This is a genomic window from Pseudomonas sp. R76 (genome assembly GCF_009834565.1).
Lineage (GTDB): Bacteria > Pseudomonadota > Gammaproteobacteria > Pseudomonadales > Pseudomonadaceae > Aquipseudomonas.
In genome coordinates, this window is sequence record NZ_CP019428.1 from 517,280 (window position 1) to 533,184 (window position 15,905).

The window sequence follows — 15,905 nt, forward strand, 5'->3', positions numbered from 1 at the left end:
CGGTCCGTCGACCAACAGTAAAAGCGGAATGCCGATATGTCTGATTTGAAAACTGCCGCTCTCGAATATCATGCCCATCCTCGTCCAGGAAAGCTGAGTGTAGAGCTCACCAAAGCCACTGCCACCGCCCGCGACCTGTCGCTGGCCTACAGCCCTGGCGTTGCCGAGCCCGTACGTGAAATCGCCCGCGACCCTGAACTGGCGTACAAGTACACCGGCAAAGGCAACCTGGTTGCAGTGATTTCCGATGGCACCGCGATTCTCGGCCTGGGCAACCTCGGCCCATTGGCTTCCAAGCCAGTCATGGAAGGTAAGGGCGTGCTGTTCAAGCGCTTTGCCGGCATCGACGTTTTCGACATCGAAGTCGATTCCGAAAGCCCGCAGGCTTTCATCGACACCGTTAAGCGCATTTCCATCACCTTCGGTGGCATCAACCTGGAAGACATCAAGGCACCTGAGTGCTTCGAGATCGAAAAGGCCCTGATCGAACAGTGCGACATCCCGGTATTCCACGATGACCAGCACGGCACCGCAATCGTTACCGCGGCCGGCATGATCAACGCTCTGGAAATCGCCGGCAAAACCCTGGCTGACGCGCAAATCGTCTGCCTGGGCGCCGGCGCTGCGGCCATCTCCTGCATGAAGTTGCTGGTGAGCATGGGCGCCAAGCTGGAAAACATCTTCATGGTCGACAGCAAGGGCGTTGTTCAGTCCGAGCGTACCGACCTGAACCAGTACAAAGCGATGTTTGCCCACGCGACCGACAAGCGCACCCTGGCTGACGCCCTCGACGGTGCAGACGTGTTCGTTGGCCTGTCCGGCCCGAACCTGCTGAGCGCCGAAGGCCTGAAATCCATGGCGGCCAACCCGATCGTGTTCGCCTGCTCCAACCCGGACCCGGAAATCTCCCCGGAGCTGGCGCACGCTACCCGTAGCGACGTGATCATGGCCACCGGCCGTTCGGACTACCCGAACCAGGTCAACAACGTACTGGGCTTCCCGTTCATCTTCCGTGGTGCCCTGGACGTTCGCGCCAAGCGCATCAACGAAGAGATGAAAGTCGCTGCCGCCAACGCCCTGCGTGAACTGGCCAAGCTGCCGGTGCCTCAGGATGTATGCGATGCGTACGGTGGTGCTCCACTGGCGTTCGGTCGTGAGTACATCATCCCGAAACCAATGGATAAGCGCCTGATCACCCTGATCTCCGATGCCGTGGCCAAAGCCGCCATCGAGACCGGTGTGGCCACCCTGCCGTATCCGAAGCACTACCCGCTGCAAAGCGTGGATGATGTGTTCAACGGCTAAGCCGTTGTAACGCACCAACAAAAAGCCCCGGCTCTCGCGAGTCGGGGCTTTTTTGTGGCTGTTTGAATACGGTCTTCAGCCGTCTGGTAAACCCTGTGGGAGTCGGGCTTGCCCGCGATGGCGGTGTATCAGGCAGTCCGCTATCGCAGGCAAGCCAGCTCCCACATGATCGCTCCCACGCAGAGCGTGGGAACGATCAGTGGCGGTTAGAACAAATCGATCGGCGCCGCCTCATCTGCCGGCAGCGGGCTGCCCGGTGCAACGCCATTGCCCAGCTCGTTGACCGACGGCGGCGTGTCTTCGCTCTTGAACAGTTCGAAGTATGCATTCGGCGTGCTTGGCGACGCTGCTCGGCCACTCACCGGGTCAATGCGCAGGCTGAGAATGCCTTCCGGCTCAGGCTGGGTATGCAGTGGTTTGTCCTTCAAGGCCGCGCCCATGTAGCTCATCCAGATCGGCAGCGCGACGGTGCCACCAAACTCGCGGCGGCCCAGGCTTTCCGGTTGGTCGTAGCCGGTCCACACGGTGGTCACGTAGTCGCCGTTGTAGCCGGAGAACCAGGCGTCCTTGGAGTCGTTGGTCGTACCGGTCTTGCCCGCAATGTCTGCGCGGCCCAAGGCCAGGGCGCGGCGGCCGGTGCCCTTCTTGATCACGTCTTCCAGAATACTGTTGAGGATATAGGTGGTACGGCCATCCACCACACGCTCAGCGACCGCAGGTGCTTGCGGCTCGGTCGGCGCGGTGGCATTGGCCGCTGGCGCTGTGCCTGGCGTCGGCTCAATGGTGATACCGCCGTTGCTCGGTGCCGCGATGCCATCGGGCGCCGCCACGCCATTGACCACGTCACCCGGCACGCGTGGCGGGTTAGCGGTGAACAGGGTGTCGCCATTGCGGCTTTCGACCTTGTCGATCAGGTACGGCGTGATCTTGTAGCCGCCGTTGGCAAAGGTGCTCCAGCCGGTGGCGATTTCCATCGGCGTGAGGGTCGCGGTGCCCAGTGCCAGGGACAGGTTGGGCGGCAGGTCCGACTTGGCGAAGCCGAAGCGCGTCATGTAGTCGATGGTCTTGCCAACGCCCATGGCCTGCAGCAAGCGGATCGACACCAGGTTACGCGACTTGTACAGCGCCTCACGGATGCGGATCGGGCCGAGGAACGTATTGGTGTCGTTCTTCGGGCGCCAGACCTTGTCCAGGTACTCGTCGACGAACACGATCGGTGCGTCGTTCACCAGGCTGGCGGCGGTGTAGCCGTTATCCAGCGCGGCGCTGTAGACGAACGGCTTGAAGCTCGAACCCGGTTGACGCTTGGCCTGGGTGGCACGGTTGTAGTTGCTTTGCTCAAAGGCAAAACCGCCGACCAGGGCGCGGATCGCACCGTTCTGCGGGTCAAGGGACACCAGGGCGCCTTGGGCGACAGGGACCTGGCTGAATTTCAGGCTGTCGTCTTTCTGGCGTTGCACGCGGATCAGATCACCCACCTGTGCCACGTCCGACGGCTGCTTGGGCATCGGGCCCATGCTGTTGGTGTTCAGGAAAGGGCGCGCCCACTTCATGCTGTCCCATGACACATGGCCTTCGCCGGTGCGGGTGAGTACTTGCACGCCATCTTTCTTCACTTGGGTGACGATGGCTGGCTCCAGGCCGCTGATCGGGCGCTGTTTGCCCAGTTCAGTGGTCCAGGCGCTCAGGGTTTTGCCCGGCAGGCGTGATTCGGGGCCGCGGTAGCCGTGGCGCTGGTCATAGGTGACGAGGCCGTCGCGTACCGCGTTGTTGGCGATTTCCTGCAGGTTGCTCGGAATCGTCGTGGTGACGCGGAAACCTTCGGTGTAGGCCTCGCTGCCATAGCGGCCGACCATTTCGGCCCGCGCCATTTCAGCGATATAGGGTGCGTTCACTTCCGGCGTCGGCACGTGGTAGCTGGCATTCAGCGGTTCGGCCACGGCGCTTTCATAGGCAGCCTGGTCAATTTTGCCCAGCTTGTACATGCGCCCCAGGATCCAGTCGCGACGCTCTTTGCTGCGCGCCGGGTTGGCCAGTGGGTTAAAGCGCGAAGGGGCCTTGGGCAGGCCGGCAATCATTGCCATTTGCGCCAGGCTGGCATCACGAATCGACTTGCCGTAGTAGACCTGGGAGGCGGCTTCGATCCCGTAGGCGCGGTTGCCCAGGTAGATCTTGTTCACGTACAGCTCAAGGATTTCATCCTTGGTCAGCTGACGTTCTATCTGCAGGGCCAGCAGGATTTCAGTGGCTTTACGCGAAAAGCTGCGTTCGCTGGTGAGGAAGAAGTTCTTCGCCACCTGCATGGTGATGGTGCTGCCGCCGGATTGAATGTGTCCGCTTTTTACCAATTGGGTGGCCGCACGCACCAGGCTGCTGGGGTCTACGCCGTAGTGATTGGCGAAATTATCATCTTCAGCCGACAGCAGGGCATTGATGAAATTGGGCGGAATGTCGGCGAAACGGATCGGTGTGCGGCGCATTTCGCCGAACTCCGCGATCAGTTTTTCATCGCTGCTGTAGACCCGCAAAGGAATCTGCAACTGGATACTTCTGAGTGCCTCTACGGAGGGCAAACCCGGACTAAGGTAGAGGTAGGCCCCGCTGAGTACGAGCAGGAGCCCGCAGACGATCGCGACAATGGAGTACCCGAAAAACTTCAGCAGACGAATCAAGGCTTTTGGATTTCCAGAGAAAAGAATGAGTTACGCGTCGGGGCATGCATAACAAACGATGGATCGACCCGAGCAGCAGAAAAAAGCGGGAAAAAACGCTGGGCATTAAAGCATTTTCGGCCTGGGGCGTCATTCGCACCGCTCAAACAAGTCGACCGAATGCACGATGCCCGGCGGCAATCAGGCAATGACTGCCGGTATGACAGACAAAGTTTTAGGGAGTTTTATGAGAAAGGGATTTTTCAGGCGAAAAGTCGACACCACGCTAGGCGTCGACATCAATGACACCGGCATCAAGCTCATCGAGCTGGGCCGTTCCTCCAGCGGTTACAGCGTTCAGAGCTACGCCACCCAGCGGTTGCCCGCCAATGCGGTCGTCGATGGCACTTTGCTGGACCTTGAAGCCATAGGGCAGGTACTGCAACTGGCGTTGTCTCGGCTGAACACCTCGGCTCGGCAGGCTGCGGTTGCGGTGGCAGGTCCATCGGTCATCACCCGAGTGATTGAAATGGCAGCAGGGCTCAGTGACGAGGAAATGGTCTGGATGATCCAGATGGAAGCCGATCAGTACATTCCTTACCCATTGGACGACGTCGCCATCGATTTCCAGGTACGCGGCCCATCCGCCCAGGACCCTGCACGGGTCGAGGTATTACTGGCTGCATGCCTCAAGGAACAAGTCGAAGCCCGCGAAGCGGTTTTGGCCTCGGTCGGGCTGGTGACACAAATCGTCGATGTCGAAGGGTTTGCATTGGAGCGCGCTTGCAGTCAGGATTTCGCCAGCTTCACGCCGGGCCATCGTGTTGATGGCGCACAATGGGCCGTGGATGCCCACGGGATGGGAATTGCTTGCGGGTTGGCCCTGAGGAGTTTCGCTGGATGACACGAATCAATCTTTTGCCATGGCGTCAGGCGCTGGCAGAGCGGCGGCGCAAATACTTCCTGGTATTTCTGCTGGCCTTCGCCGGTGTGGCGCTCGCGGCGGTGTGGCTGGCGGACCAAGTGATCGATCAGGCGATTGACCGGCAGGTGACGCGCAACAATCACCTGAGCAAAGAAGTCACCATTCAGGATTCGCGCATCAAGACCATCGACGAATTGCAGGAGCAAAGCCAGCAACTGGCTGCGCGCATGAAGGTCGTGCAAGACCTGCACGAATCCCGCTCGGCCAGTGCCCAGCTATTGGACCAATTGGCCCGCGCGGTACCCGATGGGGTGCATCTGCATGAGGTGGTGGCCAAGGGCAACACCGTTAAGATCAGCGGCAGTGCTGAGTCCAGCCAGGATATCGCCCAATTGATGCGCCGCCTGGAAGCCTCTGAAGGCGCCCACGCCACTCGGCTGCAGCACGTGCGTGCGGAAGGTCAGGGTGGCGGTAACGAATTTCAATTGATGGTGCGCCAAGGCGAATCCACTGAGGCCCAGCCTTGAGCCTGCCCAGGCTCGACGTGTTCACGCTTTCTCACAATGCTGCTAAATGGCCCTTGCCGAGTAAGGCTCTACTCGCCTGTGCGCTGGCGGCGTCCGTCTGGCTGGTGGGCGATACCTGGCGGCTGGCCCCGGCACGTGAGCGGCTGAACACGCTGGAAACGCAGGCGGCTGCGCTGCAACAGGCGCTGACGCAAAAGGCCGGCCTGGCAGACAGTCTTGAGGATCGGGCCCGTCAGGCTCAAGTGATGCAGGAGCAGGTGGCCGGGCTTTTGCGACAACTGCCCGGCGAGTCGGACATGCCTGGCCTGCTCGAAGACATTGCACGGCTGGCGGCTGCCAATGGTTTGGTGGTCGAGGGTGTCGCGGTGTTGGACGAGCAATCGCAGCCGCTCTATGTCGAGGAACCGGTGCAGCTCGGTGCTTTTGGCGCCTACCACGACCTGGCGGCATTCTTGAGTGGCTTGGGCGGGCTGTCGCGGATCGTCACTGTGCACGACGTTGTGCTTCGGTCTGATGGGTCGTTACTGCGCCTTGATTTTCTGGCCAAGACTTATCGGAGCACATTGCCGTCCGGCAGGGCTGGCCAGGCTGTCGAGCAGGGGCCGCGATTTGTCTACGACGCGGTTTTCTTGCGCGATCCGTTCCAACCGCCCACATCACAGGCCGATCACGCGCCTGGCCGGCCGACACGTGCACCGGATTTAGCGCGTAAGCGTGGGGCGCTGGAAGCCCTGCCCGTCGACCGGTTCGAAATGGTCGGCACGTTATCTCGTGGTGTGCAGACCTTCGCCCTGCTGCGCGCAGCCTCTGGCGTGCACCGGCTGGCGGTCGGCGACTACCTGGGCCCCAACCATGGCCGAGTTATGGCCATTCATGCAGGCCACATCGAACTGGCCGAACTGTTCCCGGATGAGCAAGGCGCCTGGCTGGAGCGCTCGCGAACCCTGGTGTTAAACGTCAACTCATAACGGAATCAAACAATGAAAAGGACTTTTTCGTCCTTCGGTGTGGCGCTATGGATAGCGTTCACGGCACCGATGGCCCTTGCTGTGCCCAACCGTGTAGATCTGATCCAACTGCCGCCGCCTGGCCGCGCGGTGCCAAGCACCTATAGCGGTGACAAGCTGAACCTCAACTTCCAGAACATCCAGTTGCGTGCGGTATTGCAGCAGATAGCGGATGTGGCCGGGCTCAACCTGGTCACCAGCGACGAGGTGCAAGGCTCGATCACCCTGAGACTCAAGGATGTGCCCTGGGATCAGGCGCTGGACCTGGTGTTGCAAACCAAAGGGTTGGACAAGCGCGTGAAAGCCGGCGTTTTGCTGGTGGCGCCCGCCGAAGAATTGGCCGCCCGTGAGTTGCTGGCGTTGGAGTCGAACAAGCAGATGGCCGACTTGGCGCCATTGCGCCGGGAGCTGTTGCAGGTCAATTACGCCAAGGCCGCGGACCTGGCCAAGCTGTTTCAGTCGGTGACGACCCTGGATGGCCTCCCCGACGAGCGCGGTTCAGTGGCGGTGGATGACCGCACCAACAACATCATTGCCTACCAGACCGGCGAGCGGCTCGAAGAGCTGCGACGGATCGTGGCGCAGCTGGATATTCCAGTACGCCAAGTGATGATTGAGGCGCGCATCGTCGAAGCCAATGTCGATTACGACAAAAGCCTGGGCGTGCGCTGGGGCGGGCGCCTTAATCGTGGCAATTGGGGTGCGGGCGGCATCGGCAAGCCGTTGGCCGAGGGCGTTGAACCACCGGCGAGCCCGTCCAGCTCGCCGTTTGTTGACTTGGGCTCACTCACTGGCACTGCGGGTTTGGGCATTGCCTATATCACCGACAACCTGTTGTTGGACCTGGAGCTGACGGCCATGGAGAAAACCGGCAACGGCGAAATCGTCTCGCAGCCCAAGGTCGTCACCTCCGACAAGGAGACCGCGCGCATCCTTAAAGGCACCGAGATTCCCTATCAGGAATCCACCGGCAGAGGTGCCACGTCGGTGTCCTTCAAGGAAGCCTCGCTGTCGCTGGAGGTGACCCCGCAAATCACGCCAGATGGCTGGGTGATCATGGAGGTCAAGGTCACCAAGGATGAGCCCGACTACCTGAACAAACTCAACGACGTGCCGCCGATCAAGAAAAACGAAGTCAACGCCAAGGTACTGGTCAAGGACGGCGAGACCATCGTCATCGGCGGGGTTTTCTCCAATACCCAAAGCAAAGTGGTAGATAAAGTGCCATTTTTGGGCGATGTGCCGTATCTTGGCCGCCTTTTCCGGCGCGATGTTGTGGCGCAAAGAAAATCCGAGCTGCTGGTATTCCTGACTCCGCGTATTATGAATAACCAGGCGATTGCTGTGAGTCGTTGATTCTGTGCGAAATTTGATTCTTGTAGGACCGATGGGGGCTGGAAAAAGCACCATCGGCCGTTTGCTGGCCAAAGAGCTGCGCCTGCCATTCAAAGATTCCGACAAGGAAATTGAATTGCGCACGGGTGCCAATATCCCATGGATCTTCGATAAGGAAGGCGAACTGGGCTTTCGCGACCGCGAGCAGGCGATGATTGCCGAGCTGTGCGGCTGCGACGGCGTGGTATTGGCCACCGGCGGCGGCGCAGTCATGCGCGATGAAAACCGCCGGGCGCTGCATGCCGGTGGGCGCGTGGTCTACCTGCATGCGTCGGTCGAGCAGCAGGTGGGCCGCACCGCCCGCGACCGCAATCGCCCGTTGTTGCGCACTGCCGATCCGGCCAAAACCCTCAGAGATCTACTGACGTTGCGCGATCCGCTCTATCGGGAAATCGCCGATCTGGTGGTGGAAACCGATGAGCGGCCGCCACGAATGGTGGTTCTCGACATTCTTGAGCGCTTGCAGCAGTTGCCACCCCGTTAAAGCCAGACCCGAAATGCGCTATTCTCGGCGGCGCGCTATCAGCCTTCGGGGTGTGGCGCAGAGCCATCAGGCGACGTCAGATCCGAGCGTTGCCGATCGTACATATATCTTCACGCGGGGACACATGCAGACACTTAAGGTCGATCTAGGCGAGCGCAGCTACCCAATCCATATTGGCGAAGGTTTGTTGGACCTGCCTGAGCTGCTCGCACCGCATATTGCCGGGCGGCAAGTGGCGATCATCTCCAACGAAACGGTCGCGCCGCTGTATCTTGAGCGTCTGAGCCGCAGCCTTGCGGCGTACTCGGTGATTTCGGTGATCTTGCCTGACGGCGAGGCCCACAAGAACTGGGAAACCCTACAACTGATCTTTGATGGCCTGCTGACTGCGCGCCATGACCGGCGAACCACCGTGGTTGCCTTGGGCGGCGGTGTGATCGGCGACATGGCCGGCTTTGCGGCAGCCTGCTACCAGCGCGGCGTGGACTTTATCCAGGTGCCAACCACCTTGTTGTCCCAGGTTGATTCGTCGGTGGGCGGCAAGACCGGCATCAACCACCCGCTGGGCAAAAACATGGTCGGTGCGTTCTATCAGCCTCAAGCCGTGCTGATCGACACAGCGACCCTCAACACCCTGCCACCGCGCGAGTTGTCGGCGGGCCTGGCCGAAGTCATCAAATACGGGTTGATCTGCGACGAGCCGTTCCTGACCTGGCTGGAAGAGCACATGGACGCCCTGCGCGCCCTGGACCAAGTGGCGCTCACTGAAGCGATTTCCCGCTCCTGCGCCGCCAAGGCGCTGGTGGTGAATGCCGACGAACGGGAGTCCGGCGTACGCGCTACGCTGAACCTGGGCCACACCTTCGGCCATGCGATCGAAACGCACATGGGCTATGGTGTGTGGCTGCATGGGGAAGCCGTGGCGGCTGGCACCGTGATGGCATTGGACATGTCGCAGCGCCTGGGCTGGATCAGCGCCCAAGAGCGCGATCGCGGCATCCGCCTGTTCCAGCGCGCCGGTTTGCCGGTCGTTCCACCTACGAAGATGACCGAGGCGGATTTCCTCGAACATATGGCAATAGACAAGAAAGTGATCGACGGTCGCCTGCGACTGGTGCTGCTGCGCCACATCGGCGAAGCGGTAGTGACCGACGATTATCCGAAAGAGATTTTACAGGCCACGCTGGGAGCGGATTACCGCGCCCTGGCCCAGCTTAAAGGTTAATAAGATCCCGATGACTAGTTTGCATGCCGACGAGGCGTTCCTCGGCCATTACCAGTTAAGCCACGACCCTTTTGCTCCACGGGTGCCGGGCTTCAAATTTTTCCCTGCCCAGCGCAAGCCGGTGCTCGGCCAGTTGCACCATTTGGCGCGCTACAGCCAGCTGCTGCTGGTGGTCACCGGCCCGTTGGGCAGCGGCAAGACTTTGCTGCGCCAGGCGCTGGTTGCCAGCACCAACAAGCAATCGGTACAGAGCGTGGTGGTGTCGGCCCGTGGTGCGGGTGATGCGGCGGGCGTGTTGCGCCAGGTTGCCCAGGCGCTGAACGTGGCGACCGCCGAGCCGAACGCGATCCTCAAGCAAGTGGTGCAACTGGGCCTGACCGGGCAGGAAGTCTACCTGCTGGTGGACGACGCCGAGCAGCTCGACGAATCCGCCCTGGAAGCGCTGCTGGCGCTGGCGGCGGGTACGCCGGAAGGCCGCCCGCATGTGTTCCTGTTTGGCGAGTCGTCGTTGATCGCCGATCTGGAGCAGATCAGTGGCGACCAGGAGCTGTTTCACGTCATCGAATTGCAGCCGTACGAAGAGGAAGAAACCCGCGAATACCTGGCTCAACGCCTTGAGGGCGCGGGGGCGGGTATCGAACTTTTCTCCGCTGCGCAGATCTCTGATATTCACGAAAGCTCCGACGGCTGGCCTGGCACCATCAACCAGGTTGCCCGGGATGCCTTGATCGAAGCCATGATTGCAAGCCGCTCTGCGGTTAAGCGTCCAAAGATGGGGTTTACTATGCCTAAGAAGCACGTATTGGCTATTTCCGCCGTTGTCGTGGTCGCTGTCGCCGCCGCCTGGTTGATCCCAGGTCGCAGCAAGGCACCCGCCACCGCCGGCGCGCCAACCGAACAGGCGCAGTTGCCACTGGGCAAGCCCACGCCAAATGTCGAATTCGCCAACTCCGGCCAACCGACCAATCTGCCAATGGTTGGCCAGCCTGTCATGCGCGGCCCGCTCGCCCAAGAAGCCGGTGGCATCTCCGAAGGCGACGACGGTGTGCCGGTAGAAGGCTCCAGCGCCACGCCGCCGACCGTGACCACGACCGCGCCGCCTGCGGGCGTACCCGCCGGTCAACCAGCGGCTCCGGTTGCCAAACCGACCCCGGCTCCGACCGTTGCCACCGCCAAGCCGGCGCCGGTTGCCAAGCCTGTCGCACCTGCGCCAGCCGCCAAACCGGCACCGGCTGCCAAGCCAGCTGAGAAACCAGCGGCCACTGTCGCCAAGGCCGGCGCCGCTGGCAGCAGCTGGTACACCAGCCAGCCGACTGGCAACTTCGTGGTGCAGATCCTCGGCACCAGTTCAGAAGCCAACGCTCAGGCGTTCGTGAAAGAGCAGGGCGGCGAGTACCGTTATTTCAAGAAAGTGCTCAACGGCAAGCCTCTCTACGTGATCACTTACGGCAACTTCTCCAGCCGTACCGCAGCTGAATCCGCTATCAAGGCCTTGCCAGCGAAGGTCCAGGCTGGTAAACCTTGGCCTCGCACTGTTGCCAGCGTTCAACAAGAACTCGCAACAACTCGCTGAAGATTCGGCGGCCTTACCCAGGCCGCCTCTCCCGGCACCTCAAAAAAACGACAAAGCGTGCAGCCCTGAAGGCCGCGCGCTTTGTGGTGTCTGCGTCACGTAGCTTTTGAGTCGTAGCGGTCAGAATTAAAAAAGTTTTGACTAGCACAGCATATCGCTTTAAACCTTTCATAAATGCGACATAGATTTGCGACATTTCGTCGCTAAATTTGTGAGCGTTAGTGTCGGTGTGTACAATGACCTCCCTTTTGCCCCCGCTAAGCCGGCGTACGTTCGGCGTGGAAGGTAACCGGTTGAATTGAAAAGAAATTTGCCTCGGTATAAGAGGCAGCCTGGTGAGAAAGTGTCTATGAAAGCAGGTCTGTACCAACCCGATGAATTCAAGGATAACTGCGGTTTCGGCCTGATAGCCCACATGCAGGGCGAGCCCAGTCATACCCTTTTACAAACGGCCATCGAGGCCCTGACCTGCATGACCCACCGCGGTGGGATCAACGCCGACGGCAAAACCGGTGACGGTTGCGGCTTGCTGATTCAAAAGCCCGACCAGTTCCTGCGCGCTGTCGCAAAAGAACAATTTGCAGTCGACCTGCCCAAGCAATACGCCGTGGGCATGGTGTTTTTCAACCAGGACCCGGTTAAAGCCCAAGCGGCTCGCGAGAACATGAACCGCGAGATCCTGGCTGCCGGCCTGCAACTTGTCGGCTGGCGCAAAGTGCCGATCGACACCAGCGTGCTCGGCCGCCTGGCCCTGGAGCGCCTGCCGCAGATCGAACAAGTGTTCATCGCAGGCGATGGCCTGAGCGATCAGGACATGGCGATCAAGCTGTTCACCTCGCGTCGTCGCTCGTCAGTGGCCAACGCTGCCGACACCGACCACTACATCTGCAGCTTTTCGCACAAGACCATCATTTATAAAGGCCTGATGATGCCGGCGGACTTGACCGCCTTCTATCCAGACCTGAGCGATGAGCGCCTGCAAACCGCAATCTGCGTGTTCCACCAGCGCTTCTCCACCAACACCCTGCCGAAATGGCCGCTGGCCCAGCCATTCCGCTTCCTCGCCCACAACGGCGAGATCAACACCATCACCGGCAACCGCAACTGGGCCGTGGCCCGTCGCACCAAGTTCGCCAACGATTTGATGGACCTCGAAGAGCTCGGCCCGCTGGTTAACCGCGTGGGTTCCGACTCTTCCAGCATGGACAACATGCTCGAGCTGATGGTCACCGGCGGCATCGACCTGTTCCGTGGCGTGCGCATGATCATTCCGCCTGCGTGGCAGAACGTCGAGACCATGGACCCGGACCTGCGTGCATTCTACGAGTACAACTCGATGCACATGGAGCCGTGGGACGGCCCGGCCGGCGTGGTCATGACCGACGGCCGCTACGCGGTGTGCCTGCTCGACCGTAACGGTCTGCGCCCGGCGCGTTGGGTCATCACCACCAACGGTTTCATCACCCTGGCGTCGGAAATCGGCGTGTGGGACTACAAGCCTGAAGACGTGATCGCCAAGGGCCGCGTTGGCCCCGGCCAGATCCTGGCCGTGGACACCGAAACCGGGCAGATCCTCGACACCGACGCCATCGACAACCGCTTGAAGTCGCGTCACCCGTACAAGCAATGGCTGCGCAAGAACGCCCTGCGCATCCAGGCAACCATGGAAGATAACGACCACGGTTCGGCTTTCTACGACGTCGACCAGCTCAAGCAGTACATGAAGATGTATCAGGTCACGTTCGAAGAGCGCGACCAGGTGCTGCGCCCGCTCGGCGAACAAGGCTATGAGGCCGTCGGCTCCATGGGCGATGACACGCCAATGGCCGTGCTGTCCCAGCGCGTGCGCACGCCGTACGACTATTTCCGCCAGCAGTTCGCCCAGGTGACTAACCCGCCGATCGACCCGCTGCGCGAAGCCATCGTGATGTCCCTGGAAGTCTGCCTCGGTGCCGAGCGCAATATCTTCCAGGAATCGCCTGAGCACGCTTCCCGCGTAATCCTCAGCTCGCCGGTGGTTTCGCCGGCCAAGTGGAGTTCGCTGATGACCCTGGAGCGCCCGGGCTTCGACCGTCAGATTATCGACCTGAACTACGACGAAAGCCTTGGCCTTGAAGCCGCTGTGCGTAACGTCGCCGATCAGGCCGAAGAGGCGGTGCGTGCCGGTCGTACCCAGATCGTGCTGACCGACCGTCACATCGCCCCTGGCAAGTTGCCGATCCACGCCTCGCTGGCCACCGGCGCGGTGCATCACCGCCTGACCGAAAAAGGCCTGCGTTGCGACTCCAACATCCTCGTGGAAACCGCCACTGCCCGTGACCCGCACCACTTTGCGGTGTTGATCGGCTTCGGCGCCTCGGCGGTGTACCCGTTCCTGGCGTACGAAGTGCTCGGCGACTTGATCCGTACCGGCGAAGTGCTGGGCGATCTCTACGAGGTGTTCAAGAACTACCGTAAGGGCATCACCAAGGGCCTGTTGAAGATCCTGTCGAAGATGGGCATCTCCACCGTCACGTCCTATCGCGGCGCGCAACTGTTCGAAGCTATCGGCCTGTCCGAAGAAGTCTGCGAGCTGAGCTTCCGTGGTGTGCCGAGCCGCATCAAGGGCGCGCGTTTCGTTGACATCGAAGCCGAGCAGAAAGCCCTGGCAGCCGAAGCCTGGAGCGCGCGGAAGCCGATCCAGCAAGGCGGCCTGCTCAAGTTCGTCCACGGTGGCGAATACCACGCCTACAACCCGGATGTGGTCAGCACCCTGCAAGCTGCTGTGCAGCAGGGCGACTACGCCAAGTTCAAGGAATACACCGCGCTGGTGGATAACCGCCCGGTGTCGATGATCCGCGACCTGTTCAAGGTGAAAACCCTCGACACGCCGCTGGCCATCAGTGAGATCGAGCCGCTGGAATCGATCCTCAAGCGTTTCGACTCCGCGGGTATTTCCCTTGGCGCCTTGTCGCCCGAGGCTCACGAAGCCCTGGCCGAAGCCATGAACCGCCTGGGGGCGCGTTCCAACTCCGGCGAAGGCGGCGAAGACCCGGCGCGCTACGGCACCATCAAAAGCTCGAAAATCAAGCAGGTGGCGACTGGCCGTTTCGGTGTAACCCCGGAATACCTGGTCAACGCCGAAGTGCTGCAGATCAAAGTCGCCCAGGGCGCCAAGCCCGGTGAAGGTGGGCAACTGCCAGGCGGCAAGGTCAACGGTCTGATCGCCAAGCTGCGTTATGCAGTGCCGGGCGTGACCCTGATTTCGCCGCCGCCGCACCACGACATCTATTCGATTGAAGACTTGTCGCAGCTGATTTTCGACTTGAAACAAGTCAACCCGCAGGCGCTGGTCTCGGTGAAACTGGTCGCAGAAGCCGGCGTAGGCACCATCGCCGCTGGCGTGGCCAAGGCCTATGCCGACCTGATCACCATCTCCGGCTACGACGGCGGCACTGGCGCTTCGCCGCTGACCTCGATCAAGTACGCCGGTGCACCGTGGGAACTCGGCCTGGCGGAAACCCACCAGACCCTGCGCGGCAACGACCTGCGCGGCAAAGTGCGGGTGCAAACCGACGGCGGCCTGAAAACCGGCCTCGACGTAATCAAGGCCGCGATCCTCGGCGCCGAAAGTTTCGGCTTCGGTACTGCGCCGATGATCGCCCTGGGCTGCAAATACCTGCGTATCTGCCACCTGAACAACTGCGCCACCGGCGTCGCCACTCAGAACGAAAAGCTGCGTAAGGATCACTACATCGGTACCGTCGACATGGTGGTGAATTTCTTCACCTACGTCGCCGAAGAAACCCGTGAGTGGCTGGCCAAGCTGGGTGTGCGTTCGCTGGAAGAGCTGATCGGTCGTACCGACCTGCTGGAAATCCTCGAAGGCCAGACCGCCAAGCAAAACCACCTGGACCTGACACCACTGTTGGGCAGCGACCACATCCCGGCAGACAAGCCACAATTCTGCCAGGTGGATCGCAACCCGCCGTTCGACAAAGGCCTGCTGGCCGAGAAGATGGTCGAAATGGCCAGTTCCTCGATCAACGACGCCAGCGGTGGCGATTTCGCTTTGGATATTTGCAACTGCGACCGTTCGATCGGCGCACGCATCTCCGGCGAAATCGCGCGCAAGCACGGCAACCAAGGCATGGCGAAAGCGCCGATCACGTTCCGCTTCAACGGCACTGCCGGCCAGAGCTTCGGCGTGTGGAACGCCGGCGGCCTGCACATGTACCTCGAAGGCGATGCCAACGACTACGTGGGCAAGGGCATGACCGGCGGCAAGCTGGTGATCGTTCCGCCTAAAGGCAGCATCTACAAGACCCAGGACAGTGCCATCATCGGCAACACCTGCTTGTACGGTGCCACCGGTGGCAAGCTGTTCGCCGCGGGTACGGCCGGTGAGCGTTTCGCCGTGCGTAACTCCGGTGCCCACACCGTGGTGGAAGGCACTGGCGATCACTGCTGTGAGTACATGACCGGGGGCTTTGTCGCGGTACTGGGCAAGACCGGTTACAACTTCGGTTCGGGCATGACCGGCGGTTTCGCCTACGTGCTTGACCAGGACAACACCTTCGTCGACAAGGTCAACCACGAGTTGGTCGAGATCCAGCGGATCAGCGGCGAAGCCATGGAATCCTACCGGAACCACTTGCAGCACGTGCTGGATGAGTATGTCGAGGAAACCGGCAGCGAATGGGGTCGTAACCTCGCCGAAAACCTCGATGATTACCTGCGTCGTTTCTGGCTGGTCAAGCCCAAGGCTGCCAACCTGAAATCGTTGCTTTCCAGCATCCGTGCCAACCCGCAGTGATATGCGCCTGAACAGTTT

General features: G+C 60.9%; 10 protein-coding genes. 9 read left to right on the forward strand and 1 reads right to left on the reverse strand.

What is annotated here, in order from left to right; genetic code table 11:
• The first annotated feature begins 36 nt into the window (after positions 1-36).
• On the forward strand, positions 37-1,305 hold the full coding sequence (locus PspR76_RS02275; protein ID WP_159953780.1) for a malic enzyme-like NAD(P)-binding protein: 1,269 nt from the start codon (positions 37-39) through the stop codon (positions 1,303-1,305).
• Positions 1,306-1,511: 206 nt separating this feature from the next.
• Here the strand turns inward: PspR76_RS02275 and PspR76_RS02280 are convergent, their stop codons facing one another.
• Positions 1,512-3,974, reverse strand: a complete 2,463-nt coding sequence (locus tag PspR76_RS02280) for a penicillin-binding protein 1A (RefSeq protein WP_371317686.1) — start codon at positions 3,972-3,974, stop codon at positions 1,512-1,514.
• 229 nt (positions 3,975-4,203) lie between these two features.
• On the opposite strand from PspR76_RS02280, the gene pilM reads away from it, so the two are divergent.
• The 8 genes from pilM to gltB all read left to right on the forward strand — a co-directional run bounded on the left by pilM (position 4,204) and on the right by gltB (position 15,887).
• Positions 4,204-4,860: a type IV pilus biogenesis protein PilM gene (pilM, locus tag PspR76_RS02285; protein WP_159961295.1), complete on the forward strand. Its 657-nt coding sequence runs from the start codon at positions 4,204-4,206 to the stop codon at positions 4,858-4,860.
• On the forward strand, positions 4,857-5,408 hold the full coding sequence (locus PspR76_RS02290; protein ID WP_159953782.1) for a PilN domain-containing protein: 552 nt from the start codon (positions 4,857-4,859) through the stop codon (positions 5,406-5,408). The genes pilM and PspR76_RS02290 overlap by 4 nt, the downstream gene beginning before the upstream one ends.
• Positions 5,405-6,376, forward strand: a complete 972-nt coding sequence (locus tag PspR76_RS02295) for a pilus assembly protein PilP (protein WP_159953783.1) — start codon at positions 5,405-5,407, stop codon at positions 6,374-6,376. The genes PspR76_RS02290 and PspR76_RS02295 overlap by 4 nt, the downstream gene beginning before the upstream one ends.
• A 69-nt stretch (positions 6,377-6,445) precedes the next feature.
• The gene (locus tag PspR76_RS02300; protein WP_159961297.1) at positions 6,446-7,771 is read left to right on the forward strand and encodes a type IV pilus secretin PilQ; all 1,326 of its coding nucleotides are present in this window, start codon (positions 6,446-6,448) and stop codon (positions 7,769-7,771) included.
• Between the two features lie 4 nt (positions 7,772-7,775).
• Positions 7,776-8,294: a shikimate kinase AroK gene (gene aroK / locus PspR76_RS02305; protein ID WP_017138567.1), complete on the forward strand. Its 519-nt coding sequence runs from the start codon at positions 7,776-7,778 to the stop codon at positions 8,292-8,294.
• A 124-nt stretch (positions 8,295-8,418) separates the two neighbouring features.
• Entirely contained in the window at positions 8,419-9,519 is a 1,101-nt protein-coding gene (gene aroB, locus PspR76_RS02310; RefSeq protein WP_159953784.1) for a 3-dehydroquinate synthase, read from the forward strand.
• A gap of 10 nt (positions 9,520-9,529) precedes the next feature.
• Positions 9,530-11,092 carry an SPOR domain-containing protein gene (locus tag PspR76_RS02315; RefSeq protein WP_159953785.1) on the forward strand — a complete coding sequence of 521 codons (1,563 nt, stop codon included), beginning with the start codon at positions 9,530-9,532 and terminating at the stop codon, positions 11,090-11,092.
• 349 nt (positions 11,093-11,441) lie between these two features.
• A complete protein-coding gene (gene gltB, locus PspR76_RS02320) occupies positions 11,442-15,887 on the forward strand; it encodes a glutamate synthase large subunit (protein ID WP_159953786.1) in 4,446 nt (1,481 codons plus the stop codon).
• Positions 15,888-15,905 lie beyond the last annotated feature (18 nt).